24 protein-coding genes and 1 pseudogene are annotated in these 26,441 nt (G+C 30.8%); 18 read left to right on the forward strand and 7 right to left on the reverse strand.

Going from position 1 to position 26,441, the window contains the following annotated elements:
- The first annotated feature begins 46 nt into the window (after positions 1-46).
- The 4 genes and pseudogenes from H0I26_RS01920 (at position 47) to H0I26_RS01930 (ending at position 4,640) form a co-directional block, all read left to right on the forward strand.
- Positions 47-970: a hypothetical protein gene (locus H0I26_RS01920; protein WP_218700781.1), complete on the forward strand. Its 924-nt coding sequence runs from the start codon at positions 47-49 to the stop codon at positions 968-970.
- A gap of 205 nt (positions 971-1,175) precedes the next feature.
- A pseudogene (locus H0I26_RS19610) lies at positions 1,176-1,295 on the forward strand (nicotinic acid mononucleotide adenylyltransferase); the annotation flags it as partial.
- Between the two features lie 973 nt (positions 1,296-2,268).
- A complete protein-coding gene (locus H0I26_RS01925) occupies positions 2,269-2,574 on the forward strand; it encodes a hypothetical protein (RefSeq protein ID WP_218700782.1) in 306 nt (101 codons plus the stop codon).
- A complete protein-coding gene (locus H0I26_RS01930; RefSeq protein WP_218700783.1) occupies positions 2,571-4,640 on the forward strand; it encodes a PepSY-associated TM helix domain-containing protein in 2,070 nt (689 codons plus the stop codon). The genes H0I26_RS01925 and H0I26_RS01930 overlap by 4 nt, the downstream gene beginning before the upstream one ends.
- A gap of 169 nt (positions 4,641-4,809) precedes the next feature.
- Here H0I26_RS01930 and H0I26_RS01935 read toward each other — a convergent pair whose 3' ends face one another.
- The gene (locus H0I26_RS01935; protein ID WP_218700784.1) at positions 4,810-7,020 is read right to left on the reverse strand and encodes a hypothetical protein; all 2,211 of its coding nucleotides are present in this window, start codon (positions 7,018-7,020) and stop codon (positions 4,810-4,812) included.
- Positions 7,021-7,264: 244 nt separating this feature from the next.
- On the opposite strand from H0I26_RS01935, the gene H0I26_RS01940 reads away from it, so the two are divergent.
- From H0I26_RS01940 to H0I26_RS01980, 9 genes are all read left to right on the forward strand, one after another.
- Entirely contained in the window at positions 7,265-7,435 is a 171-nt protein-coding gene (locus H0I26_RS01940) for a hypothetical protein (RefSeq protein WP_218700785.1), read from the forward strand.
- 366 nt (positions 7,436-7,801) lie between these two features.
- Positions 7,802-8,785, forward strand: coding sequence for an ATP-binding protein (locus H0I26_RS01945; protein WP_218700786.1), 984 nt, complete (start codon positions 7,802-7,804; stop codon positions 8,783-8,785).
- Positions 8,786-8,999: 214 nt separating this feature from the next.
- Complete coding sequence (locus H0I26_RS01950) at positions 9,000-9,683, forward strand: hypothetical protein (protein ID WP_101015583.1); 684 nt, start codon at positions 9,000-9,002, stop codon at positions 9,681-9,683.
- 235 nt (positions 9,684-9,918) lie between these two features.
- A complete protein-coding gene (locus tag H0I26_RS01955) occupies positions 9,919-12,162 on the forward strand; it encodes an AAA family ATPase (RefSeq protein ID WP_218700787.1) in 2,244 nt (747 codons plus the stop codon).
- Positions 12,163-13,037: 875 nt separating this feature from the next.
- Positions 13,038-13,601 carry a hypothetical protein gene (locus H0I26_RS01960; protein ID WP_218700788.1) on the forward strand — a complete coding sequence of 188 codons (564 nt, stop codon included), beginning with the start codon at positions 13,038-13,040 and terminating at the stop codon, positions 13,599-13,601.
- A gap of 156 nt (positions 13,602-13,757) precedes the next feature.
- A complete protein-coding gene (locus H0I26_RS01965) occupies positions 13,758-14,894 on the forward strand; it encodes a DUF6985 domain-containing protein (protein WP_218700789.1) in 1,137 nt (378 codons plus the stop codon).
- 241 nt (positions 14,895-15,135) lie between these two features.
- Positions 15,136-15,825 carry a hypothetical protein gene (locus tag H0I26_RS01970; RefSeq protein ID WP_218700790.1) on the forward strand — a complete coding sequence of 230 codons (690 nt, stop codon included), beginning with the start codon at positions 15,136-15,138 and terminating at the stop codon, positions 15,823-15,825.
- Between the two features lie 152 nt (positions 15,826-15,977).
- Positions 15,978-16,661: a hypothetical protein gene (locus H0I26_RS01975; protein WP_218700791.1), complete on the forward strand. Its 684-nt coding sequence runs from the start codon at positions 15,978-15,980 to the stop codon at positions 16,659-16,661.
- A gap of 243 nt (positions 16,662-16,904) precedes the next feature.
- Entirely contained in the window at positions 16,905-17,441 is a 537-nt protein-coding gene (locus H0I26_RS01980) for a hypothetical protein (protein WP_218700792.1), read from the forward strand.
- 139 nt (positions 17,442-17,580) lie between these two features.
- On the opposite strand, the gene H0I26_RS01985 is transcribed toward H0I26_RS01980, so the two are convergent.
- Positions 17,581-17,805 (reverse strand): hypothetical protein, encoded by a 225-nt coding sequence (locus H0I26_RS01985; RefSeq protein ID WP_218700793.1) that lies wholly within the window; start codon positions 17,803-17,805, stop codon positions 17,581-17,583.
- 38 nt (positions 17,806-17,843) lie between these two features.
- Positions 17,844-18,458: an FMN-dependent NADH-azoreductase gene (locus H0I26_RS01990; protein WP_218700794.1), complete on the reverse strand. Its 615-nt coding sequence runs from the start codon at positions 18,456-18,458 to the stop codon at positions 17,844-17,846.
- 145 nt (positions 18,459-18,603) lie between these two features.
- Here H0I26_RS01990 and H0I26_RS01995 point away from each other — a divergent pair, with 145 nt between their 5' ends.
- Positions 18,604-18,969 (forward strand): winged helix-turn-helix transcriptional regulator, encoded by a 366-nt coding sequence (locus H0I26_RS01995; protein WP_218700795.1) that lies wholly within the window; start codon positions 18,604-18,606, stop codon positions 18,967-18,969.
- 77 nt (positions 18,970-19,046) lie between these two features.
- Here the strand turns inward: H0I26_RS01995 and lysM are convergent, their stop codons facing one another.
- Together lysM and H0I26_RS02005 are read right to left on the reverse strand one after the other, a co-directional pair.
- Positions 19,047-19,541 (reverse strand): peptidoglycan-binding protein LysM, encoded by a 495-nt coding sequence (gene lysM, locus H0I26_RS02000; RefSeq protein WP_136583142.1) that lies wholly within the window; start codon positions 19,539-19,541, stop codon positions 19,047-19,049.
- Positions 19,542-19,736: 195 nt separating this feature from the next.
- Entirely contained in the window at positions 19,737-20,687 is a 951-nt protein-coding gene (locus tag H0I26_RS02005) for a nicotinic acid mononucleotide adenyltransferase (RefSeq protein ID WP_218700796.1), read from the reverse strand.
- 131 nt (positions 20,688-20,818) lie between these two features.
- Here H0I26_RS02005 and H0I26_RS02010 point away from each other — a divergent pair, with 131 nt between their 5' ends.
- Entirely contained in the window at positions 20,819-21,820 is a 1,002-nt protein-coding gene (locus tag H0I26_RS02010) for an NAD(P)H-dependent glycerol-3-phosphate dehydrogenase (RefSeq protein WP_101015592.1), read from the forward strand.
- A gap of 242 nt (positions 21,821-22,062) precedes the next feature.
- On the forward strand, positions 22,063-23,544 hold the full coding sequence (locus H0I26_RS02015) for a serine hydrolase domain-containing protein (protein WP_218700797.1): 1,482 nt from the start codon (positions 22,063-22,065) through the stop codon (positions 23,542-23,544).
- Between the two features lie 5 nt (positions 23,545-23,549).
- On the opposite strand, the gene H0I26_RS02020 is transcribed toward H0I26_RS02015, so the two are convergent.
- Positions 23,550-23,945 (reverse strand): hypothetical protein, encoded by a 396-nt coding sequence (locus H0I26_RS02020; protein ID WP_218700798.1) that lies wholly within the window; start codon positions 23,943-23,945, stop codon positions 23,550-23,552.
- Between the two features lie 113 nt (positions 23,946-24,058).
- Here H0I26_RS02020 and H0I26_RS02025 point away from each other — a divergent pair, with 113 nt between their 5' ends.
- Positions 24,059-24,841: a hypothetical protein gene (locus H0I26_RS02025; protein WP_218700799.1), complete on the forward strand. Its 783-nt coding sequence runs from the start codon at positions 24,059-24,061 to the stop codon at positions 24,839-24,841.
- Between the two features lie 20 nt (positions 24,842-24,861).
- A complete protein-coding gene (locus H0I26_RS02030) occupies positions 24,862-25,995 on the forward strand; it encodes a hypothetical protein (protein ID WP_101015596.1) in 1,134 nt (377 codons plus the stop codon).
- A 74-nt stretch (positions 25,996-26,069) separates the two neighbouring features.
- Here the strand turns inward: H0I26_RS02030 and H0I26_RS02035 are convergent, their stop codons facing one another.
- On the reverse strand, positions 26,070-26,426 hold the full coding sequence (locus H0I26_RS02035) for a DUF6686 family protein (protein ID WP_101015597.1): 357 nt from the start codon (positions 26,424-26,426) through the stop codon (positions 26,070-26,072).
- Between the last annotated feature and the right edge of the window lie 15 nt (positions 26,427-26,441).

The raw sequence follows: 26,441 nt of genomic DNA on the forward strand, positions 1-26,441 counted from the left end.
ACTTAACACTCATTAAACCAATATCTTATTCACAATAAATATATAAATGAAAAAAATATTCTTTTCAATCGTACTGTTATTCGCTTTCTTTAAAGTCAATGCACAAGACCACTATAACGCTCAATATTCACTAGGTTTAAATTCAGGAGGGAAATGGTATAAACTATTTCAGATTGATTTAAACGACAACGGTGCTTTTAATTCTGCAAATATTTCCGTGGATTACAACTATGTAAGCACTACAACTAAATATAACTCATCTGCCAAAATAAGATTAAGAGAAGGGCCTAATGTGTCTCTAGCTGACTGGCAAAATAATGTTAGTGGAACAAAACAATCTGTTTTGAAATTAAAAAAAATCAGTTCTAAAATATATGAATTGTGGGGCTATTCAAATGGAGCTTGGGGACATTTTTCATTTGAATGTTCTATCACAAAGGAAAGTACTTTAATTATTAATATTCCTGAAAGTCCTATTCTTATTTCCGATACAAGTTTATATGAGGATGTCCCTACTAAAGGAGAATGGTATTTTCCTTCTGGAGACCTTATCGTTGACAACGGAAACGTAGGAATAGGAACAACAAATAATGAAGCATGGAAATTAGCTGTAAATGGCAATATAAGGGCTAAAGAAATAAAAGTAGAAACTGAATGGGCTGATTTTGTCTTCAATGAAGACTACAAATTACCTACGCTTCAAGAAGTGGAAAACCATATCAAAGAAAATAAACATTTAAAAGATATTCCGAGCGCAAAAGAAGTAGAAGAAAACGGGATCTTTTTAGGAGAAATGGACTCAAAATTGCTTCTCAAAATTGAAGAATTGACCCTTTACCTGATTCAACAACAAAAGGAAATAGAAAAATTAAAATTACAGAATAAAACACTTCTTGACTTGCAATTAAGACTTGAACAATTAGAATTAGAATTAGAATTAGAAAAGCATAAAAAAACGGTAGACAAATAATCAATGCTTAATTAAGTTGAGTTAGGTTTATTTATCTGATTTCTTCCAAAAAAACTAACTCAAAATCATAATCTAATAAAAAGTAGGAATATGTAATACCTAACCAACATATAATTGCCTGAATCATATAATATCAATTTATAAATCCTCTATTTCAATATTGCTGTTTTATATTTTCAGGCTCATCTTCCTAACTCAGTTTAGACCAATCATGGAAATATCTTCAACCTTACTACGTAATAGTATTAAAGCCGGTAAAAACATCAAACCATTATTACCAGAACATGTCTGGGCATATTTGGATGAGATGAATTTTTATAGGTAGGCTAATTTTCTTATTTGACTTGTTAAGATGTTTGATTTGATTCCTTTAAATTCCAATCAAACTCATTCAAACGGAACCTTAATGACCATTGATTACACTCAATTAAAACAAATAACAACCTGAGTAACAAAACCTATAGAAAACTAGCTTATTTTGGATGTTTATCACTTAAAACACCTCCTGGAAGCGTCTAGAAATGTTCCGTAAGCAAAAAAAACTTTCTGTCAGATATTTCTCTCTGTTACTACATTTCATCTTTCAACCTAAACAGCCTACCACGCTAAGAAAACTAACAACTCAATAAAACCTTATTTAGATTTATTGTAAATAATTTGCGTATATCAGAATACCAAAATATATTTGTCAAAACTTCTTATTTAAATTTAGTCTAAATAAATATAAATGAAATACCTAACATCAAGCTTAACCTCTTCACTTACAACAAACTTACCATCCATTAAAACGGGACACTATCCAGAACCACTTTACAACAACCAAACAGCTCTTTAATAAAAAGCGAGATTAAAGATTAATTACGTCTCAAGAAAAAGACATTGTAAATTACTAGTAAAAGCAGGATTTAACCAAGCACTACGTCTTTTCAATCTTTTATTTATTCCGTATTTATAACAAAAAACAAAATGATATCCGGTAGTATTTTATTAATTTTCATAGCCATCCTTGTGTTTTTCAACACGTCAAAAAAAGCGGAATTATCTTCTAATACAAGCCTAGAACGATGGATTCAAAACAATACAAACTATTCCAAAATTAGTGGTTGTTTACTTCTAATTTGTGCTTTATTCCTAATAATTTATAGCTTCGGAATCACTTCAGGCATACTATTTTGGCTTATTATGTTAATGTCTATTTTAAGTTTAATCATTGTTATTTTTCCTTTAAAAAAGGTAACCTATAAACATCTCACAATAGTGTTTCTACTACTATTAATTTTTGAATTCACATTATAACCATGCCTGCAAACACAAAATACTTAAACACCTCTCCTTGGCAACAATTTGCTAAAATATCTGCTGGTATTTTGGGAGGCTATATAATCTCAGCAGTATTACATATGTGTTTATCGCTTTGGCTACCAAACCCAAAAGAGGTTTTAATTACATCCATAGTTACATTATTTATAGTTTGGTGTGCATTACTAATTATCCCTTTTTTATTTAAAAACGGATGGAAAGCTTGGTTACTTTATATCGTAATTATTACTCTGTTGTATAGCATCTATCTTATAGGAAATCAAAACAATCCCTTTGTATCATGAGCAACAGAAACTACAATGTATTCTTTAATACCCATACAGTAAGCGGTATTGTAATAAGCGTTGCTTTATATATTATCTTTTTTGCTGGTGCCTTTTCATTATTTAAAGAAGAAATAGGTGTTTGGCAAGAAGGAACAGCAGAAAGTCATACAGAAAGAAAAAATATTGATTACGATAATATTTTTAAAGCTTTAGAAAAAAACTATGCCCTCACAGGACGGGATCTACAATTAAATCTCAATAAAAAAAGTGATAAAATACATATTTTACTAAGCAAGAGTAAAGATGCTTTAGCGTCTGACAAAGCCAATAAAAAAGAGTATTTCTCCGTAGATATAAAATCTGCAGACACCAAAGGATATGTTGAAAGTTATAGTTTAGGTGAGTTTATATATCGCTTACATTTCTTTGCCCAGTTTCCGTACATAGGCATATATCTTGCTGGTTTTGTATCACTTTTTTTCTTATTCGCCATAGCTACGGGAGTTATAGTACATTGGAAAAAAATAATAGCTAACTTCTACACATTTAATCCGAAGAATGCTTTAAAACGTGTCTGGACAGACGCACACACAGCACTTGGTGTTATCGGTTTACCTTTTCAATTTATGTTTGCTGTAACAGGCGCATACTTTTGTTTAAGTATTTTGGTATTAGTGCCTGCAAATTTTTTGTATGGAGGAGACCAAAGTCAATTAATGGCGGATCTAAGACCAGAACGTAAAACTTACGAATGGGTTGCCAAGTCTGAAAAAAAAATGCCCAGTTTTAATGCTTTTGCTCAAACCACAGCCAATAGATGGGAGGATTTTCATTTAACCACAGGTTTTGTTAGAAATTATGGTGGTACAAATATGAAATACGTTATCACTGGCGAACTAAAAGACAATAAAAGTTTTACAGGTACTGGTCGCATTGTATATAACGCCTACTCTGGTGACATTGAAGAAGAAAGAGACCCTCATAATTTAGTCTATTCAGAAGACATACAGCGCGTGATTAGTAGATTACATTTTGGTGATTTTGGAGGACTTCCAATGAAGTTTATCTACTTCATTTTATCATTAATTACTTGTTTTGTAATCGTTACAGGTGTCTTAATTTATGTGGAAGCACGTAACAAAAAAAGCAATACTTTAAAGCAAAGGCTGTATACAACTAAAGTTGGACATATTTATATGGCAATATGCCTGTCTATGTTTCCCGTAACTGCACTCGCTTTTTTATTCGTAAAAATCACTAACACCTATTTTGTAAATAAACAAACCGCCATCTATAGTTTTTTCTTTGTGCTTTGGCTCCTTGCAATTCTGTATTTTAGGTTTAAAAGAGATAATTACTACACCAACAAAGTAACCTTATTATCAGGTGCAATTCTTGGACTATTAATTCCAATTACTAGTGGTATTGTTTCCAATAATTGGATTTGGACGACTTATAAAAATAATCAATTCGAAATCCTTTCAGTAGATATCCTTTGGATCCTATTATCCATAACAGCCTTTCTAGTTTACTTAAAAATCAAACCGTCTATTAAAGACAAAAGTGCTTCTAGTAAAAACCCTATTGATTACAAAAACATTAAAGCTCTAAAAGCCGAAGATGACAAGAAATTACAACCCACACAAGATCAAATAAAAACACTATCACCAAAACAAAAAGACAAAAATCACATAGAAATAAGAACAAAAATTATTATTCTTTGGCTATTTTTAGGATTAGGATGGATCGTACATCATATATATGGCCTTTTCAATATCTATTACAAAGAAACCTTAATTATCGAAAACGCAACAGGTGCTGTACCTGTGGCCCATCATATTTACAGAATACTATTTGAAGGCTTATGTTTACTTTTTGCACTACTTACAATTGAAATCTCCAAAAATTGGTTTAAGTGGACGGCTTTTGTATGGGCTATAATTGCAGGTTTATACAATGTCTATCATTTTGTAGAAGCCATACTTTTTGAACGTTCCAATATTTCAGAAATTTTTACACTATTACTAGTATCCGTAGCAAGTGTTTTCTTGGTAAAAAATTTACATTTATGGATAAAGGAATAACTTTTCACACTAAACGACCGTGATACATACTATTAAACTAACACTAACTCCCAAAAACGCCAACCTCACAGTTGGCCTTTTTCATTTATAAACAGCCACTCTAGTCTAAAGCAGTAACACGTACCCACGTCTATTTTATCTAAATCTGTTGGTATTTACTTAAAAACCGTTATTTCAAGGTGCCACTTTTAATTTTTTGCAGCGTTTCAGTATATCCTTTTAATGCTTCATCGTCTTTGTTGTCCGTAGCCAATGTAATCGCTTGGGATTCCATTTGAATTGCTTTTTCTAAACTACCCGTAAAATACAATAAGTGTGCATAAGTATCCATGTAATAATGATTTTCAGGCTCTATTTCCAAACTCAACTTAGACCAATCTAAAGCCCTCTTTAATAACTGTTTATCCGTGTTTTGCTTGATCACAACTTGCCAAGCCACGGTATTAGAAGCTTCCGACAATTGATCACTCAGTCTATTTATCTCATTATGAGGATACATTTCGTCTGGACTTAATAAATAAGTATTATAATAATGCTCGATTTGATTTTTATAATTACCCTGCTTACTTATTATGGATTTGTAAAACGAATCAAAAGCATCATAAGGACTGGTATTACTCAAAATTAAATAATTAAGATAGTTACCTATAAATTGCGAGTTGAATCCTTTAAGCAACATTAGATTTTCATAAGTTGGAATCACTAATTCTGGATACTGTAAAGCACCCTTTTTATTTAATCCAAATCCAATAGCATAAATATTATTGTCATAATTAGAATATCTGACTTTTATTTGAGCAATCTGTGTTGCAAACCTGGACAAATAAAGACTAAACTCAAAATAAATCTTAGATTTACTAAATGACTCATAACCGATTAAATCATTAAAATTATAATCGTAAGAGACATAATTAATTGCAAGATTAGCATAAACACTATCTAAAACTTTATCTATTTTATGTTTAATTGTCAGCCTTGTTAATTCGTCTTTTAATTGGACCGCCGCAATACTTTTCCAATAAAATTGCGCAGTGGTTTTTCTATTTCTTTCCTTGTTGCTCGAATACCTCTCACTAACTTCTGTGACTTCCGTAACACTCTCATGCTCTCCTGTTAGATTTTTAAATAAGAAATCTTTATCCTCGATTTGATTTAAATTTAAAAAGTCCTTAGCCGAAGTTGTTTTAGCCTTGATTTTTTTATCTATGACATGAACGGCATTTAAATTTGTTAATTTTTTATCCAGCTCTAACGTACTTAAACTAAGGCCATACTTATTTCTAAATCTATTACTCCAAATCTGTTCTGTATAAAGCGTTTCTAAATGTGAATTAATAGCAATAACTTCATTTGCATTCTTAGAGTTAAATTTAACTAAAGCCTTTCTATCTTCAGGCTTAGATAAGTATACTATGATATTTTTTAAATGGGCATCGTAATCACCCCTTGAATAATTATTTAATCCCCTTGCAAATTCTTCAAAATAGGCTTCAGCATTATTATCTAATAATTGATTAAAGATTAATAAGATTTTAGAATCATCTGCTTGTACCAACTCTAAAGCCTCATCCAAGCTTTCTATCTTTGGAAAATGATCGTCATAAGTTGTTGGACTAATATTTAAGACAGGTTGATAAAGTAATTTAGGATTGTCAAATTTTTTATAAGCCTCCTGCTCCACTTTTATAGGGACCGTCCAATTTTTAATAGAATCTGTTGCTGTTTTTTTAACATAATCGCCTTTAGGGTTATCCGTAGAAAATAGTCTTTTATTCACCTTTAGCTTACCTGCACCATCGATTTCTGCAAACAAATTTAAGTTTGCTTTTTTATTGTAATTATATTTAAAATCAAAGAAAAGATTAGAGGTGTTTTTAGGAAGTTTAAAACTTTCTAAATAACTTAAATTAATATATTCCTCTTCATATACTAATTGTAAATAATTAGACTTTGGTATTTTTAATTGGTAGATCTTACTCTTTGGAGTTGTATTAAATAAGCGTGATTCAATGATAAGATTAACGTAAGTGTAGTCATCATTAGCATTTTGCTTATAGCCAATATATGTGTTATCTGCTGATGAAATAATATCATATACCGACACACTAATTGTAATACTATCCGTTTTTTGTTCAGAATTACTAATCACTGTAAAGCGACTTTGATCTATCTCAGGAGTTTTAAATACTATATATTTATTTTCTAAGGTTGAAAAAGACGCTTCGTTTTTAATAACTTTATACGTGTTGTCTTCAAATACACAAACGGCAGCCCCACCAGTACCAGGCACACCATAATAAATTGTTTTTTGTTGCGCTATACCTGATAAAACAGACATGTAAAATAAGAAAAATACTATTTGTTTTTTTTTCAAAGTCATAAGATTGCTTTTTTAGCAGCTGCAATATATGCACTAAAACAGTCATAACCATAACTCTCCTTTTGTATCTCTGGTCGCACTTATTTTGTATTAGATAATTCTAATCTAAAAACGTAAAACCTTTAGTGTCTGATTATATAAGACCTGTTTATACACGTTAAATTTCTACCGGCACCAAAGCTATTGGTCTTGACTTTGTCAAAAATGGTAACTAACTTTGTTTGACTTCGATTAAATAGGATGTATGCGTTCTTATAGTTTTGACAAACACATTTTTGAAATGGCTAAAAGAAATTATCCAGACTGGATTGGTTTTGATAAATCTAAATGTTCATGCAACCCAGAAATAACGAAAAGAATACTAAGGATAAGAAAAGTTGCAGATTGGAGATTTCAAAAATTATTAGACGCTTAAAATAAAAGCAAATATTTAAAAATAAACGTTCTCACAACAACATATAACTTTTAATAACAGTCATTAAACCATCTAACCTGATGGTTTTTTTATACCTTTTTTTACCGTTTTACGGAAATCCGTAAAAATTAATCATTGCACCGTTGTAACTTAGGCGTAACAAATAAAACCACGTAGTTATACCTGTTTTAAACACGTCATAATAATTGTAAGTTTGCGAAAGAGTACTAAAGTAAATCAGGAACAAAACTTCCACATATCCCGTAATTCTTATGGGATATGTGCTACTTTAGTTCTTGTATAAGTAGTTTTAGGTAATTAGTAGCAAGAACTTATGAAATAAATACTAGAGCCTTTTTATATAAAATGCAAAAAAAAATCATTGTAGTCCCAAGTCATCTCATATTTGACCAAACACTAAATTTCATAAATACTTTCAAGAATTTAAGAGAAGAAAGAGAATACGTCTTTGATTTTAAAAACCTAAATAGAATTGACCCTTTTTCTCTTCTTTGCCTAAGTAGTGAGATGGCAATTTTTAAAAAGAATAATACTAATTCTAAGTTTTCTGCAAAAAATTTTGAACATAGAACTTACGAAGCTCATATGGGCTTTTTTAAATCTTTTGGTTTAAATTTTGGAAAAACACCTGGTGAAGCGAATAACAATGATAATTACATACCAATAACGCTATATTCAGTACAAGAAATTCTAGAAGAATCTCGAGAATTAATGATTCCACCTGGTGAATTTTTAACTAATAAAGCAGAAGAAATAAGTAAAGTACTAACAAGAAACTCTAATAATGAACTAAAGGAAGTATTGACCTATTCAATACGTGAAATTTTCAGAAATATTGTTGAGCATAGCCATACAGATACATTTGGATTTTGCGCACAATATTTACCAAGTAAAAACAAAGTTGTTTTTGCTGTATTAGATCGTGGAATTGGAATAAAAAAATCTTTAACTGATAATCCAAAACTAAATCTAAACTCTGACAAGGAAGCAATTTCAAAAAGCTTGGAACCAGGGGTTTCTGGTAAAATTTATGCAGGTCAAAAACGCAAACCAAAAGGTGAATGGGCTAATTCAGGTTATGGACTATATATGACCAGCAACATATGTAAGAAAGGAGGATTATTCTTTATAGCAAGTAATACAAGCGGACTTCTTTTAGGAAAGGATAGTTCAAAGGAATTTGAATTTAATCTAACAGGAACTGGACTCTCATTAACTATTAACACAAATTCAATTGACAAATTAAATGATATGCTAAAAGAATTAAGAGATATAGTACCTAGAAAAGTTAAAATTAAAGCGTCTAAATCAAGTATGAATAAAAGTTAAACCACCTACAACAACGTTTATAACTAATGGCTATTACAGGCTTTTTGAGCGGTTTTTGCTTATTTACAAAGTAGTCATTTTTTTATTTGATTATATTTATAAACGAAAATAAAACATGAAAACGAAAAATTCGGCTCGTGCTAAATCCGAAAAGTTAGTGTCTTTTTACACGCTACGTTTCATACACAAGATCGTTAGCTGTTATTAAAAAAATATGAACTTATTAAAAATCTCAATCATTTTACTGTTATTTATAAGTTGTTCTTCTAAGAAAAAAGAAAATGAAGCACAATCTGAAAAATTGAAAAATGAACAATTATCTATTAAGAATACGACCATTACTAAAAAAGATAGTATTGTCATACAGAACCTTATAAGAAAAGTTTATAAATGGAATAAAAGTAATAATCGTAATTATTTTAACATTGGAATTGAAGACAATGATTATTCAGTTGTTAGCTGGAGCCCTGAAGGAGAAAAAGCAATTAAGTATATAGGAATTGACTGGAATGAATTTGATTCTATTAAAAATGATTTAGAGAAAACCGATTACTTCTCAAAGGGCTTCATTGATAATTACAGAGAAATTTTAAAGAACATAGATAATAAGGTTAAGAATGGAAAGTATGAATGGTACAAAGGTTATCTTCCTCCATTTGGAACGGGGGCTAATGAATGGTGTCATTGCCAAGACTATCCTGATGAATATTGGAATACTATGATAATTAACACTATTGAATTAAAAAATGATTCTGTTAATTTAACTTGGGATTTTGGGAAAGACATTAAATGGAATTGGATAAATGATTATAAAACAGGTTATCCTTTAACTGTGATTAAGGAATCTGAAAATTGGAAAATATCATATATGGATGGATTTGACAAAAAACATTATTAAAATCAAAAACAACAGCTAATAAGGTATAAAAAACATAGGGCGTTTGTGCTAAACCGAAAGTTCTGTATTTATTTACAAAGTCCGCTAAATATAAAAATTGGCATTTATAGTAGAAAAAGATAAAAGCAAAATATTTATATTTAGCTAAGTAATAAACCAAAACGAAAGTGCTTATCAACTGCCCTACGTTTCTTATACTTAACGTTGTGCCTTATTTGAGAAAAATCCAGAATAAATGATAAAAAGAGTTAATAAAATTGAAAAATTTGGTGTTTTTAAAGACTACAAAAGAACTGGAAACATAGAAGACTTTAAGAAGTTAAATATCATATATGGATGGAATTATTCAGGAAAAACTACCTTATCAAGAATAATTGGTTGTTTTAATGAAAACCAAATCTCTACGGATTATAATCAAGCAAATTTTGAGATTTTAGATAACAACTCTAAATCATTTAATAAAGACAATTTAGCTGATTATACAAACCCAGTAAGAGTTTTCAATTCTGATTTTCTTAAAAATAATCTAAAATGGGATGGAGAAACCTTTAACCCTGTTTTACTTCTTGGAGAAGAATCAATTGAAAAAGAAAAGGAAATTGAAGAACTATCAAAAAAAGTTGACCGTTTAATAAGTATAAATGGAAAACTTAAAAACATTTCAAGTTCTTTAAAAAGCAGTATTGAAAATGGTTTAACTACAAAAGCTTCGTTTATAACAGCAAAATTAGGTATTGTTGAGTCTTTTACAAAAGTACAATTAAGACCTATTTTTAATCAAATTAAAGATAGTTACGCTACCTACAAATTAAGTTCTAGTCAAATAGCTGAGTACATAATTAGTGCTAAAATGTCTGAAAGTGATAAGAAAAATGATATACAACTAGTAAACGTTAACTTAAATTTTTCTGATATATATAGTAAAACTACTAAATTACTTTCTGAGACACCAGCCTTTTCTAAAACTATTGATTTTTTATTAGAGAATCCAAATATTTCAGAATGGGTAGAAAAAGGAGTTGATTTACATAGCGAAAAACAAAATTGCTTATACTGTCATAATGAAATTTCAGAGACAAGAAAAAATGACCTTTTAGCACATTTTTCAGAAGACTTAAAGAAACACAAAGGTGATTTAAATAAATTACTTGAGATATTGGAAGAATCTAAAATTAGTATTAAAAAACTTGACTCAAGGGATTTTTATTCTTCATTAAATATAGAACCTAAATCTATAAATTTACAGATTACGGAGAAAGTAAATAATTATAATAACCAAATTGAGTTGTTAAAAGATAAAGTCAATTCAAAACTGACTAACACTTTTACACCCATAATTGATTTTTCAGAAATTACAAATTTGTCTGATTCAATCTCTACACTTGTAATCGAAATCAATGAAAAATATAATTTAAACAACCAATACACATTAGAGTTTAATAAAAAGAAGTCTGATGCATTAAAAAAACTAAAACAACATTATGCATCAGAATTAATTAAAAGTTTAAACCTTAAATATAAAGAGTCTAAAATCACAACTTATAACAATAGGTTTTCATCTTTTGAATTAAAAATAAATGAATTCAATACTAATATTAAACTAATAGAAGCCGAAATAAGTAATGCTCAAAAAGGTCGAGAAAAAATAAATGAATTCATTCATTCCTTTTTAGGTCGTGAAGAAATAAATATCGAAGTTATTAATGAAAATGGCAATGAATTTTTTACACTAAAACGTAATGATGACATTGCTAAAAACTTAAGTGAAGGAGAGAAAACTGCAATCGCTTTTTCTTTTTTTTTAACTAAATTATTAGAAGTTCCTAATTTTGAAACTTCTATTATTTATATAGATGACCCCATTTCAAGCTTAGATAGCAACCATATTTTTCAGGTAAATGCTTTAATTAAAGACTTTTTCTTTAAGGATGAGGAAAATGGACCAAATAGTTTAAAATGTTTACAGTTATTCCTCTCAACTCATAATTTTGAATTTTTTAATCTACTAAGAGAACTACCATTAGGTAAAAGAGATACTGAATATTATTTTGTAAGAAGGATTGCAGAAAGTGAATCAGGTCTTTACAGGTTACCAAAAGCAATAAGAGATTATAAGTCCGAATATCATTATTTATTTAACGAATTATACAAGTTTCATAATTCTGCTAATAAAGAAGATTATGAGGCTTTAATGAATATACCAAACTCTATGAGACGTTTTGTAGAATTATATTCATATTCTAAGATTCCAGGAAATTATAACTCTAAAGTTGATGAAAGAACAGACAAAATATTTGGAATCGAAAAATCAAAAAGGATAATGAAAGTTTTACATTATTTCAGTCATTCAAACAGTATAAATAGAATGATGGTAAATAGTGATTTATTATGTGACATTGAGTTTGCTGTTTCTGATTTAATTACAGAACTTGAAAAGGATACTTTGCATTACGAAGAACTATGTAAGTCTATAGAATAAAAACAAGGCACAATCGAGTAGACGGCTCCGACTAAAATAGTCGGAGTGCGCCTCTCACACCACCGTACATATGTAACTACGTTGATCCTTTCGTCTCTATTGCTACCAGCAATAGCACTCAGGAACGTATACGGCGGTTCGTAAATCATCAAGCCAAAGGGCTTTTCACCCTTGACACTATCTTCTAATTTAGGCATAGGCTACCACTAGTGCTCCTATGCGAATTTTGAAGAGAATTACGTTCAGTCCTTCCTTACTTGTGAGACCTTCTGAGGTATTGCCTCAACTCGTATCCTGTAAGTACTATGACCTCTGCTGATTGCTCCATATAGCTAACTCGTAACTTTGGAGACCTCCCCAGGTAATGGCATCTTCTTTCACTCAATCACTGCCGTATCTACATAATTACCCTTTTGGTAATCGTTGGGCGTTACAATGCTATGCTTGCTTACCCGAATAACTATGCCTCTGTATACGATTTCTGCTTGGCCTGTCCTGAGCGTAGACGAAGGGTCAGTACCGAGTTTTGTAGTGGTATTTGCTCATTAATCAATCACAAATAGCCTTCAGATGTAACCTCGCGATTACCAACCTTGCGACTTACTAATGCTTCAATAAGCCTGTCCTGAGCGTAGCCGAAGGGTTACTCCTGCGCATAAGGGACTTGCACCCTCTAGATTAATTATTTACCTTTAGGTAAATTAAAAGATGCCCATGCTGGGCACACACACAGTATATAATTTATTGCTGGCTTCTCACCTACTTACGAAAGTCCTCGCGGACTTTCTTGGTCGGTAATTATTTATTAAATTAGTTGCTTAAACCACGCAACAAACCATATACAATCACGTTGTGCATAATTCGAGCTGAACGAAATGAAACTGACATTAATACTATTTTCGACACTATTTTCCCTAATCAATTCTTGCGAAAAAGAAAATGAAAAGACATTGATTCCACCTGAAAAAGGAATTGAAAAACTATTCGTTGCGGAAGATATTTTTAATCAGAAATGGGTTGATACTTTAATGCCAATCAGAAATGCCAATTTTTATGAATATAAAAGTGAGAATAAAAACTTTAAAAAATACTCTTACCTTTTAGATTATAGTTCTGACCAAAATCAGATTTATGGAAAAATGGAATCAAATACTTATATTTTCGAGAAAATTGATTTAGTACTTATTGACAAAATAATCGCTGAACACAATAAAACGAATCTAAATGGAATGGAATATTTGATAGACGAAACGGATGAATTTAATTTACCTTTTAAGTCTTGTAAGACATATGCTCTTCTAAATCCAAATAACAGAGATTTTAAAGGGTTTACGATTAATTATATTAAAGAAAACAAACTGATTCAGTCGAAAATTTTATTCAATAAGTTTTTCCCAATTGATTGGGATATTGCTGTGAATAAGCTGAATGAATTATAAAAAACTATGCACAACACCGTATAAAAATAATTGCGGTTTTGTACTAAAACAAAGGTAGTTGCGTGTTTGCTACATCTGATTTTCCTGCGGAAAATCCTCGCACACAAACCCGCAACTATTCTTATACATAAACGTTAGCCTTAATTAATAAAAACCGTGGAAAAATTCATATTTAAAGGAAATTGGACACCTACAATTGAATTGAAAGAGTTTATATGTTTAACAAATTCTGAACTTATAAATAGACTTTTAAAAGAAAAACAATTACAAGGTCTTTTTAAAGTTCAAATAACAGATTTTACAGACAATAATCCAGACCCATTTACTGAGCAAATTAATGCGGTAAATTTTCTGATAAATAACCAAATTAAAATCCTTAAATCTCTTCTAAATTACATCAAAAACGAAATCTACCCGAAGTACAAGACCTTTATATCACAAGATGAATATCCCGATTCTTATCCCGAATTGAATACTATTGACGACTTATTTAATCTTTTGGCAATTAATGAGGTTTTTATAAACACAGAAAGTAAAGAATCAAGTGCTTATATTGTTTTCAGTTTTAACTCTTGTTTGGATTATGAACACGGGTTATGCATTACTATGCACGAAAATAGATGTATTGATTGGTGTGAAATGGGAAACTTAGATAACGAAAAAATCTTATTAGATGGTGGTCGAACAGATGTATCAAAGACTAATTTTGATGATGCTCAAGTTAATTATGACGGTGTCTTCTCTCCAAATAAAAAATTTAATAATTTAAAACCTTGGCAAGTTGATTTAGCTGAAGATACTTTCAAAAAATTATTAAAATCAAAAGAATCTGCAAAAATTATAGAGTTAATAGATAAAGCTAATTGGACAGTGGAAACTAAATTTCCATTAAGTTATGTTGACTTGACTTACTTATCCTGTAACTATTTGAATAAAGATGTTGCAGAATACTTAATAAAAAAAGGAGCAAATATCGATAGCTTAAATTATTGGTGTGAAACAGGATTGCTATTTAATATAAAGAATTTTGCGGATTCAAAATGGCAAGCAAGTTCTTACAAAGAAAATAATCTAGAGAAATTTAACCTTTATGAGAATCAGGCCAATTCTTATATACCAAAAATTAAATTATTTCTTGAACTTGGAGCTAACCCAGAATCTTGTAACATCTATAAAGAAAGTTACAAGCAAATTTTAATAAAAAAATGGAGAGAAGATTTTCTAATTTCTAGTGGAATAATTGAGAATATAGAATCTTTTCTGAAAATTGACACAAACAATTCTAATAGTTAGATTAGCTGGAAGTTATGGAAGTAACTAAGACTAACAATGGCTATAATTAATACGGGTTTTGTTGCTTAACCTAAAGTTTAGTGCTTTTAACCAAGTCCGCCAAATCTTTTGATTTGGCTTTAGAACAAAAAAGATAAAACAAAATAAAAAGATTTGGCTAAGTGCTTAATCGAAAGTTCACTACTTTTAATTCCTGCACTAATCATAGCCCAGGCGTTGGCAGTAATTAATAAAAAACGATATGAGTGACTTAGAAGTACCTAAAGAAACATCAAAAGATAAAGTTCATTCTATAGTTAAAGGAGCATTTGGTGCTATCCCATTTGCTGGTGGTGTTGCATCTGAAACATTTGGACTAATTCTTTCACAACCTATCACTAAAAGAAGAGAAGAATGGATGCAAGCTGTCGTTGATAAACTTAATTATCTCGAAGAAACATCTGAATCATTTAAGATTGAGAATTTAAAAGAAAATGATGAGTTTGTCACCTTTTTAATAGAGGCTAGTCAAATAGCATTTAAAACTCATCAGAACGAAAAGCTTAACTATCTACAAAATTCAATTGGAAATTATTTTGGTAATCAACTTGAATTTGACAAAAAACATTCTTTTTTAAGAATAATTGACGAACTCACTCCTACTCATTTTATTATATTAAAATATATTTCTGTGAATGAAAATTTTATCGCTGGAAGTATAAAAGCCTATGAATTCCTATTAGAACATTATTTAAAAAATAATCCTGAAATAGACAAATACTATTTTCGTAAATGTGTAAGAGATTTGGAAAATGCTTCTCTGATAAAAATTAGTAAAGATTTTCAAGATTACATAGGAGGTGGTGGATTCGCAACTGATGAAAGATCTCCTTCTATAAAATTGTTGGACTTTGGTTCTGAACTAATTAATTATATCATAAAACAAAAATAACTACTGCCAACACCGTATAAAAATAATTCCGGTTTAGTGCTTAAACAAAGGCAATTACGTGTTTGCCTGCATCTGATTTTCCTTCGGAAAATCCTCGCATACAAACCCGCAACTATCCTTATACATCAACGTTAGCTGTTATTAAAAAAAATATGAACTTATTAAAAATCTCAATCATTTTACTGTTATTTATAAGTTGTTCTTCTAAGAAAAAAGAAAATGAAGCACAATCTGAAAAATTGAAAAATGAACAATTATCTATTAAGAATACGACCATTACTAAAAAAGATAGTATTGTCATACAGAACCTTATAAGAAAAGTTTATAAATGGAATAAAAGTAATAAACGTAATTATTTTAACATTGGAATTGAGGACAATGATTTTTCAGTTGTTAGCTGGAGCCCTGAAGGAGAAAAAGCAATTAAGTACATAGGAATTGACTGGAATGAATTTGATTCTATTAAAAATGATTTAGAGAAAACCGATTACTTCTCAAAGGGCTTCATTGATAATTACAGAGAAATTTTAAAGAACATAGACAATAAGGTTAAGAATGGAAAGTATGAATGGTACAAAGGTTATCTTCCTCCATTTGGAACGGGGGCTAATGAATGGTGTCATTGCCAAGACTATCCTGATGAATATTGGAATACTATGATAATTAACACTATTGAATTAAAAAATGATTCTGTTAATTTAACTTGGGATTTTGGGAAAGACATTAAATGGAATTGGATAAATGATTATAAAACAGGTTATCCTTTAACTGTGATTAAGGAATCTGAAAATTGGAAAATATCATATATGGATGGATTTGACAAAAAACATTATTAAACTCAAAAACAACAGCTAACAAGGTATAAAAAACATAGGACGTTTTTGCTAAACCGAAAGGTCTGTATTTATTTACAAAGTCCGCTAAATATAAAAATTGGCATTTATAGTAGAAAAAGATAAAAGCAAAATATTTATATTTAGCTAAGTAATAAACCGAAACGATAGTGCTTATCACCTGCCCTACGTTTCTTATATTAAACGTTAGCACAAATTAAACACAGAATTCTAAAAATTTACATTATGACAAAATTAAAACATTATCTTTTTTTAACAATTTTTATTTCAACAATCACTCTTTTATCTTCATGTGGCGCTATCGTTAAATCTAAGGCTAACAAAAATATTACAGAAGAAAAAGGAGCAATTCCACCTGATTTTGGGGAAGATAATTCAACCATTGTTTTTATCACTCACCATAGAAGTTACAATAAATATCTAAAAAAGAATGTAAAAAAAATATATAAAGGAAAATACGAATTCGCAACTGAAGAGGAATTTGAAACGCAAGATAAATATAATGATGTTCATAAATATAGATATATTTTTGACTATAGTTATCGCCCTGCTGGTTCCGTTTGGAAGTCCAATACAATAAATAGTGGAGATTTTAGTACAACGACTATTAGAAATAGACCAGCATTATATAATGTTAAAAAATTCTCTGTTGTAGATAGAAAAAAGGAAAAAATCTATAAAAGTAATATGACCTCAAGTTTTTGGAGTAAACTACAAAAAGTATATCTTAAAAAACTGAATGAAAAACGAATGGAAAATTAAAAAACTTGTGCTAATCGAGTAGACGGCTCCGACTAAAATAGCCGGAGTGCGCCTCTCACACCACCGTACGTAAGCAACTACGTTGATCCTTTCGTCTCTATTGCCACCAGCAATAGCGCTCAGGAACGTATACGGCGGTTCACCAAATTGAAGTTTGCGTATTATTAATATAATCCAACAAAGGCTTATACCCTTTTCGTTTAAGCCTAGAAGTTGTGATAGTAGTCTTTAAAATAGGACTTTGAGCTACTGCCCAGCCTCCCATTCTGGTTCTACTCCAATTATAAGCTTGTCCAATCTCTACTCCTAATTGAATCCTGTTTTGCGCTTGCGTTCTAGTGTCTTCAAATTTTGATTCCAGCATACCAAACAGACTTCCTTCCAGTGTTTGAGTCTAATTAATTAAAACCAATCGTCACTTAAAGCATTAATTTCATTTTTAGATTGCTCTAATAAACTATCGACCTTATCCGCATATTGTTGCAAACCAAACGCAGTAATATTTTTAGATGGAATACCCATTAATCCAAAGCAAGCGTTTAATAAAGGTGTTGCAAAATTCATGCTTTTTAATGGCTCGATATTAAAATCACTTCCGCTAGTCATTAACACTAAAGCTTGTTTATTTTCGCATAGTCCTTTTGGTCCCATTTCGGTTTGTGTAAAAGTAACGCCTGCCTGGATCACAACATCTACCCATCCTTTAACTGTAGCAGGAACAGACATATTAAATATTGGGCTGGCGATAACAATAAAATCAGCCTCTAAAACCTGAGCCACCATTGTATCATTGTTTGCTAATAATAACTGCTCTTGATCCGTTAATGTAACACCACCAAAATTACGTTTAACATACAAGTTTAATCTGTCTTCCAGTAGTAAATCCGGTGTGTTTTTGGCTAAATTTAGTTCCGTAATTTCTGTTTTACTTTTGTTATTTTCAATAAAATAATCTACAAGTTTTTTTGTGTTAGAGTTTTCTCTAGGCGTATAACTTACAACTAATGTCTTTGTCATCTATTTTGTTTTTAAAATTGAATGAATACTACACTTCAATTTTTATTATTTTCAAAAGTAGGCTATATTTGGTATACTTTATATACCACTATACTAAAGTATACCGCTATACTTTAGTATAGTAACACCGTTACAAGCACATAACATGAAAACAATAAAAAACGACACAACCAGTTATACGCCCACAGAATGTAAAACATTTATCCTACCTGTACGTGATGTGATTGATATTATTGGCGGAAAATGGAGACTACCTATTATTATTGCGCTGTCTTTTAAAAACCATAGATTTAAAGAATTAGAACGCCAAATAGAAGGCATTACTCCTAGAATGTTGTCTAAAGAACTAAAAGATTTAGAAATTAACGGTTTAGTAAACAGAACTGTTTTTAACACCACTCCCGTTGCTGTGGAATACAGCCTAACAGAATACGGTAAATCGTTAGATAAAGTTATCGAAACCATTCGAGACTGGGGTATTACACATCGTGAAAAAATTAAAAATAGCTAATAGTACTGGTTCTACTTTAAACAAAAAAAAACGCCAACCTCACAGTTGGCGTTTTTTTTTGTATATAAAAGTATACTCTAGTCTAAAGCAGGAATACGCAATACTTGTCCAACATAAATTTTGTCTGGATCTGTAAGCATTGGCTTATTAGCTTCAAAAATTTCTGGATACTTCATAGCATTACCATAATATTTTTTAGCAATCTTACCCAAAGTGTCTCCGTTTATCACGGCATGAAACTGCGCTTCTGGTATAACTACTGCTGCTACTGCCACCGTCATTTTATCGTCCACTGTTGCAATACCATCGCTATTACCTACTAAAAGCACCACTTTTTCTTTAGTTGCTTGATCTGCCGCTTCACCAGAAATGGTTGCCGCATCAGCATCTATAAATATAGTTAATCCCTCTACCACTAAATCTAAATCTCTTGCTGTTTCTTCTAGTTTCCTGGCAGCTAATGCTTCTATTTTAACTTCAGCTGCAGCTGCTTCTGCGACTTCTTCTTTATCTGTTTGTCCTATCCCAAAAACTTTTGCTCCTGCGTTTTTAATAAATGAAAATAATCCCATAATTGTGTTTATTAGTTTAATTGTTACTTAATAATTATAAAGTTAAAACATTAGTTACCCAACGCCAACTTATAGCAACAGCTCTTATGCTAAGTCTTTGTTAAAACACCTGTAGCAACCTTGTTTTAACTAAAAATAAAAAACCGTTTAAAGCATATGCCTTAAACGGTTTTTACAAACTAATTAACTAACTTTTTATGTTCTAGAACTGTCTCTAGCATTATCCTTTTTCTCTGTATGCTGTACACGCTTTTTAAGCCCAGATGCTTTAGATCTATTGGTTTCTGTACCAACCCTTAAATATTCGATATAACCTCTTCCTGTAAACTCGTATACTGTTCCAGAACTTGGGTGATATAACTTTATACGTTGATCGTTAAGTATACTTAACTCAAATTGTTCGTTATCAAAATAATCGTAATCTAAAACCAATGTTTTTAAATACATGTTTCCACTTACGTTTCCTACACCATACAATCCTGTATAATCCCAATATAAATTGTTTGGATTAATACCATTTGCATCTTGACTGCTTCGGAACGTATTATCATTTCCTCCAGATAAAAATTGCAAGTAGTTTTCGTTATCAAACTCATTTAAAGCTCCAAAATTACTAGTGTATGTTTTTTCCCAAGCTTCATATTCTTGTAAAAAATATTGGATGTTATCGTAAAACACAAAGTCATAATCAAAATTACTACGTTGGTAACCATGTAAAAAATACGAGGTATCTGTAAATGGGTTGTATAATTCTATAGTATTATTGTCTATTTGATAAACATCAAAACTATCATTTCCATCAATATCATGATCCACATCTAAGATATTGTCATAGGCGTTATAATACCCAATTGCGATTCCATAACCGTTACCCTGACTACCAATCCCTACTAAGTTATTATTCGCGTAAAGCGTCCCATTTCTAAAAGAGACTGTAAATGCGATTTGTAAAAAAGGAGACTCGCCATAACCGATAGTTTCCTCAACCGCAACATACCACAACTCGTTAGAGTTTAATACTTGGTTAATGTTTATCGGAATTGGGTCATTATAGCCATTATAGTCATCAACTACAACTTCTGTATAACAAGACGTAAATAATGTTGCTATTAAAGCAAAACCTGTAAGTAGTTTTATAGTCTTCATAATCTGTCGTTTTAAGGATTGATATTTAAGTCTATTTCAAAAGCTGTGCCAAAAACGATATAACATTGATAAATCATTAACATATAACACTAAAATTTTCCGTATTTTTGATATTGATATAACCCCATTTTATGAGTCAACAATTAAAATACGCTGTTTTTGGATCCGGAAGTTGGGCCACTGCAATTGTAAAAATGCTTTGCGAAAACTTGGACGAAGTCGGATGGTACATGCGTAGCGTTTACACCAAAGAGCATTTATTAAAAGAGCAACATAATCCTAGTTATTTAAGTTCTGTCGAGTTTCATTTAGAGCAATTAAAACTAAGTAACGATATTAACGAAATGGCTGAATATGCCGATGTGCTAATTTTTGTAGTCCCATCCGCATTTATACATTCTGAATTACAAAAACTAACCGTAGATATTACCAATAAAACAGTGGTCTCTGCAGTAAAAGGTATTCTTCCAGAAACAGGAATGCTTTTAGGAGAATATTTTCACGACAGCTATAAAATACCTTTCGAGAACATTGCGGTTATCGCAGGACCATGTCACGCAGAAGAGGTGGCGTTAGAGCGTTTATCGTACTTAACCATATCTTGTGCCGATCAGAAAAAAGCACAAGCTATTGCAGATGTATTGTCAAGCGATTATATAAAAACTAAAACTAGCGATGATGTTATTGGTACAGAATATGCCGTAATGCTTAAAAACATTTATGCTATTGCTGCCGGAATTGCACACGGTTTGGGCTACGGAGATAACTTCCAAAGTGTATTAATGAGTAACGCGATCCGAGAAATGAAGCGTTTTATTAAAAAAATGCACAAAATGAAACGTAACATAAATAACTCCGCTTACTTAGGCGATTTATTAGTTACCGGATACTCTACCTTTTCTAGAAACCGTTTATTTGGAAACATGATTGGTAAAGGGTACACTGTAAAATCTGCACAAATGGAAATGAGTATGGTAGCAGAAGGCTATTACGCCACTAAAAGTGCTCATTTATTAAACGAGAAAAACAAAAAGAAAACACGTTTACCAATAGTCGATGCTGTTTATGCTGTACTATACGAAGGTAAAGACGCCAAAAAGGTGTTTCAGAAATTAACAGATAAATTAGATTAAAAAAAGTCCCTTTATATAAATTATATAAAGGGACTTTTTAATTTTCACATCTATTTGGGCGTTACCTAAAGGTCGCGCTTTACGTTGCAATCTTTTTAATCGTGCCTCATAAAAAGGATTTACACTACAATCGCTAACGCAACTACCAGCCAAAGGTTTTTAACACAATAGTGTAACAAACCTACTATTAAGTTATCCTTATTAAAAGCCATAATTTAACTTTTATTATAACCGTAAATAGTATGAAATTTAAAGCCATCCTTTTAATCATTTTTATAAGTATACTAAGCTGTAAATCCAATAAAGAAGAAAAACTAGACCCTTTTAAAAAAATCACAAAACTAGTAGACACCTACGCTAACCAAACTTTAGAGAAAAACAACATTAACTCTTTAGCGTTTGCTATTTATAAAGACGGAAAACTATATAAAAACTATTATGGCGAAATTGATAAAGGTGCAAACAACAGACCAGACGACAATACATTATATGAAATAGCATCTATAACCAAAGTATTTGCAGGCTCTTTAGCAGCAAAAGCGGTTTTAGAAAAAAAGATTAACCTTAATGATGATATTAGAAAACACCTAAAAGGAGATTATGCTAATTTAGAATTTGAAGGCACACCAATAACCATCAAAAATCTGCTTACACACACCATAGGTTTAAAAAACAAAACACCAAAAAGACTAAAAGAAGTAACAGACAGTGTAAATAATGGTTATTTTAAAAACAAACCATTTTCTTATAACATTAATCACCTTTTAGAAGAACTTAAAACTGTAACAGTAAATAAAAAACCAGGCACCGTTTACGCTTACAGCTCTGTTGGACCAGAACTTGTTGCTTATATTTTAGAACAAGTGTACCAAAAACCATATCCTGTTTTATTGCAAGATTTTTTAGACCAATTAGGCATGAAAAACACCTATTTACTAGGTTCTAATTTTGATGAAAACCGAATAGTAAACAGCTATAAAAATGGCAAATTGGCTCCATTAGACAAAAACCCCTTACTTGGTGGAGCAGCTGGACTTATTTCAACACTACCAGATTTAATTACGTTTATGAAGTTTCAACTAGAAAGCGATAACCCTATTGTTAAAGAGTCTGTTAAACAGCTTTTTGAAGACAATGACGATAATCTAGTTGGATACCTATGGGAGGGTTTAGGTGTTGGAGAAGAAGAAGGTTTTTACTATTCTAAAACAGGAACATCAAATGGTACACAAAGCGGACTTTTATTATGTCCAGATAGCGATTATGGTATAATTTTAATTATGAATAGCAACTCTGATGCTGCTTTAAATAATTGGGAAAATTTATTTTTTAGTACAGAAAACGAACTCATTAAATACCCCAAATTAAACAGCGTTGCCTTTTTTGAAAACACTTTATTGTATGATACCAATAATGGCATTAAGCAATTAAGACAACAACTTAGAGATACGACTAATTACTATACAAATAATGATAATTTAAATGCCATAGCATACCAACTTCTTAATAATAAAAAGACCGAAGATGCTCTAAAAATATTTAACCTTCAACTAGAAATGTTTCCAGAGCATTTTAATTCTTACGATAGTTTGGGTGAATTCTATTTTACAACCAAAGATTACACTAAAGCATTAGGTAATTACAAAAAATCTTTAGAGTTTAATCCAGACAATGAAAACGCTAAAATCTTTATTCAAAAAATAGAAGCAATAACTGGCAAGTAAAGGAGCTACTTGACCAAAACACCTTTTGCTTCCATTAAAGGTACAGCCTGCAAAGCGTTTAAGTTAATCGTGTTTTTTCTGAAGGTATAGGTTTTATCAAACATAGCATTACCTTCAAAAAAGGTCACTTTAAACTGATTATTTAATGCAAACAAATCTTCCTGCATCAATTCGATCTTAGCATAACTCTTTTTAGGTAGTTTGTCTAGTTTTTTTCTAAAAATAGAAGTCATTTTATCATCAGAATACCCGCTAGTTACAATTAAAACCATTTCTAAATCAACCTCTTTATCGTTAATAATATAAGCGTTCCAATCTTGTGTTTTATAAAGGTCATTATACTCGTTAACAACAGCAATATAAACGTTTTCTACTTTAGGGATGTCAATGTCTTTTTTCATAAAAATATAATAAACTTGAACGAACAAGTCCTGCAAAAATATAGATTAGTACTAAGGATTATGTAACATTCGGTAAGTTTTTATTACATATATTAGCACTAAATTAATAACCAATGACCTTTTTTAGACCTTTTTTACTTTTATCCTTTTTATCAATAGCCCTTTTTTCTTGTGTAGATGATGCTTCAAAAGCCCACACAGCAGCAGCTGAGGAAGATATTCCTGACTGTAAAATAATGATTATTCTTGGTGATGACAGAAGTGGCTCATCACAAAGTATTCAAAAATTAGACAAAGCAGATTACGAAGCTGTAATAAATATTATTACCGAAAATGGTAATGGGTATTTTGCATCAACCATTATTGGGAATCCAGCGCCAAACTCTAAAGAGATTTTTAGATTAAAAGTAAGCGCCTTAAAACCTTATGAAAACATCTTAACGTCAGACAACCCAACACTGACGGAGCAAGCAAAACAAAAAAAGCATAACGAAAAGATTAAAGCTAAAAACGAAAAGATTAAAAAGAAAAATCAATCCCGTGTAAACACTTTTTTATCTAAAACGTTAACATCTTCCATTTTAACTTACGAACCTTATAAAGGGAATGACATTACTAATATCGATTTAGCCTTTAACCACATTAATAAGCTTTTAAAAGAACCTAACATGGATGACTACGACAAGATAATCGTCGTATTATTTACAGATGGTGTTAATGAGCCTGTTAGATCTGGTAAAATTGAAGCGATTGAAAACACTTTAGAACTTACTGATAATGCAGAATTGTATTTAGTAGGTTGGAAAGACACTTCCGTATTTGGAGGTGCCGAGATTAATGAATTTGAGGGTAAAGAAGGCTTTTTTAGCTACCTTGAAGATTTTGAATGTTTATAATAAACCACACATAACCAATTATGATTGTTAACTGGAATCAACCATCTACAGACGAGTCTGAGAATTTATACACCATCTCTGACGAAGTCGCATCAAGAGCAAACTCTGCCTCAAAACGCGCAAGAGATACTTTTGAAATTTTAAAACCTGAAGAGAAAAAACTAAGCCAATGGGACAAAATAATGTCCAATGCTTATGTTGTGCCTTTCACTATTTCGTTTATTGTAATTTGTATTTTAGAATACTACTTTAGTCGCGAAATTTATCGTGACATCTTACCTCAAGCGCCTTGGGTTATTGGGATTGGAATTATATTTATATCGATAGTTATTGCCGAGCTTTTAGTAGGGATGCTAAGTTCTCATACTAGAAACAGACGTTTTTTTGAGGATAAAAAGATAAGCGCAAATGCCTCTACACCAGATTCTGATATTGTTAGAGGCGTATACAAACATGCTAGAGGTCAATTTATCTTTGGTGTTGTTTTATTTATTGCTATTGGAGGTGCCATTTTCTATTTTTCTAAAGAGCGTGTTGCCAGAGAAATTGCTGCCGGAATTAGAGAATCTGCTTTTGGAATTCAAGATATCTTACCAGTCTTATTTTATGTTTTAGAAGTATTAGCTGGACTGTTTGTCTTTTACTTATTCAAACGTTCTGTAGTGGCTTACAAAAACTATAGCAACAGAAAAAAATACAGTAAAGAGGTTGAAATTGCTAGATTACACACCAGCGAATCTTGTAAATATTTTGACAATGCTGAGAAAAAAGGATACAATACCTTTTTAGACGATGTGAGTAGCAACTTACACTTAGGCTTTTACAGAAACAAACATCAAAACACAAATCAGCAACATTTAAATTATGTTAATGAGCCTGAGATTGAAGAACAGTTTTTTAAAGCTAAGTTTTTAAATGTCAATGGACATCCGGCTCAAGTGACTATTGATGTCTTAACAGAATACAAGTTTAAAGAAAGTAAAACTAGCGATTCTAGTGGTTTAATAGAGTTGAGCATTCATGCTTACCCTCAGGACCAAATTAAGCAGTTTAGAATTACTTATTTTAATACCAACGACGAGAAAGTTATAGAAGATATTTCTGGAAATTACTCTCTAAACAATGAGGTGCCTTACGAGATTATTTTAAAGTAAATCACAACAAAATAAATCCAATAAAAAGCCCATTTGACTAGTCAAATGGGTTTTTACTATTTTAAGAATTTAGACTAATTAATAATTAAAGTGTAATCAATATCATCTACAGAAAGTATTGTATTAAACACATCCTTATCTTTTCCGCTAACTAATGCCTTCAGCTCTTTAATTTCCTGCCGATTAAACATTAGCACTAAATTATCTTGTAAGGTTGGAATTGGTATTTTACGTTTAACATTAGCACAAGCATATTTATGCTCCCAATAATCCGCTTCCACAAATAAGATATACGTTTTAAATTGCTCATATTCCTTAGGCGTAAATTCGAAATAAATATTATTAAATTCAAGATGAAATTGCTGACACCCTTTACAGAAATTTAATTCGCCTTTAGAGGTTTTAGATATTGATTTTATATTGTTGCACATAATGATATATTTAGA

Source organism: Olleya sp. HaHaR_3_96 (genome assembly GCF_019278545.1).
Classification (GTDB): domain Bacteria; phylum Bacteroidota; class Bacteroidia; order Flavobacteriales; family Flavobacteriaceae; genus Olleya.

Excerpts from the sequence above, each read along its gene's own strand:
- H0I26_RS01940 (WP_218700785.1), top strand. The coding sequence starts at position 7,265 with ATGCGTTCTTATAGTTTTGACAAACACATTTTTGAAATGGCTAAAAGA.
- H0I26_RS01925 (WP_218700782.1), top strand. The coding sequence starts at position 2,269 with ATGCCTGCAAACACAAAATACTTAAACACCTCTCCTTGGCAACAATTT.
- H0I26_RS02035 (WP_101015597.1), bottom strand. The coding sequence starts at position 26,426 with ATGTGCAACAATATAAAATCAATATCTAAAACCTCTAAAGGCGAATTA.
- H0I26_RS01960 (WP_218700788.1), top strand. The coding sequence starts at position 13,038 with ATGAAACTGACATTAATACTATTTTCGACACTATTTTCCCTAATCAAT.
- H0I26_RS01935 (WP_218700784.1), bottom strand. The coding sequence starts at position 7,020 with ATGACTTTGAAAAAAAAACAAATAGTATTTTTCTTATTTTACATGTCT.
- H0I26_RS01980 (WP_218700792.1), top strand. The coding sequence starts at position 16,905 with ATGACAAAATTAAAACATTATCTTTTTTTAACAATTTTTATTTCAACA.
- H0I26_RS01985 (WP_218700793.1), bottom strand. The coding sequence starts at position 17,805 with ATGCTGGAATCAAAATTTGAAGACACTAGAACGCAAGCGCAAAACAGG.
- lysM (WP_136583142.1), bottom strand. The coding sequence starts at position 19,541 with ATGGGATTATTTTCATTTATTAAAAACGCAGGAGCAAAAGTTTTTGGG.
- H0I26_RS01945 (WP_218700786.1), top strand. The coding sequence starts at position 7,802 with ATGCAAAAAAAAATCATTGTAGTCCCAAGTCATCTCATATTTGACCAA.
- H0I26_RS01930 (WP_218700783.1), top strand. The coding sequence starts at position 2,571 with ATGAGCAACAGAAACTACAATGTATTCTTTAATACCCATACAGTAAGC.
- H0I26_RS02015 (WP_218700797.1), top strand. The coding sequence starts at position 22,063 with ATGAAATTTAAAGCCATCCTTTTAATCATTTTTATAAGTATACTAAGC.
- H0I26_RS02025 (WP_218700799.1), top strand. The coding sequence starts at position 24,059 with ATGACCTTTTTTAGACCTTTTTTACTTTTATCCTTTTTATCAATAGCC.
- H0I26_RS02010 (WP_101015592.1), top strand. The coding sequence starts at position 20,819 with ATGAGTCAACAATTAAAATACGCTGTTTTTGGATCCGGAAGTTGGGCC.
- H0I26_RS01995 (WP_218700795.1), top strand. The coding sequence starts at position 18,604 with ATGAAAACAATAAAAAACGACACAACCAGTTATACGCCCACAGAATGT.
- H0I26_RS02005 (WP_218700796.1), bottom strand. The coding sequence starts at position 20,687 with ATGAAGACTATAAAACTACTTACAGGTTTTGCTTTAATAGCAACATTA.
- H0I26_RS01975 (WP_218700791.1), top strand. The coding sequence starts at position 15,978 with ATGAACTTATTAAAAATCTCAATCATTTTACTGTTATTTATAAGTTGT.
- H0I26_RS01955 (WP_218700787.1), top strand. The coding sequence starts at position 9,919 with ATGATAAAAAGAGTTAATAAAATTGAAAAATTTGGTGTTTTTAAAGAC.
- H0I26_RS01950 (WP_101015583.1), top strand. The coding sequence starts at position 9,000 with ATGAACTTATTAAAAATCTCAATCATTTTACTGTTATTTATAAGTTGT.
- H0I26_RS01990 (WP_218700794.1), bottom strand. The coding sequence starts at position 18,458 with ATGACAAAGACATTAGTTGTAAGTTATACGCCTAGAGAAAACTCTAAC.
- H0I26_RS01920 (WP_218700781.1), top strand. The coding sequence starts at position 47 with ATGAAAAAAATATTCTTTTCAATCGTACTGTTATTCGCTTTCTTTAAA.
- H0I26_RS01970 (WP_218700790.1), top strand. The coding sequence starts at position 15,136 with ATGAGTGACTTAGAAGTACCTAAAGAAACATCAAAAGATAAAGTTCAT.
- H0I26_RS02030 (WP_101015596.1), top strand. The coding sequence starts at position 24,862 with ATGATTGTTAACTGGAATCAACCATCTACAGACGAGTCTGAGAATTTA.
- H0I26_RS02020 (WP_218700798.1), bottom strand. The coding sequence starts at position 23,945 with ATGAAAAAAGACATTGACATCCCTAAAGTAGAAAACGTTTATATTGCT.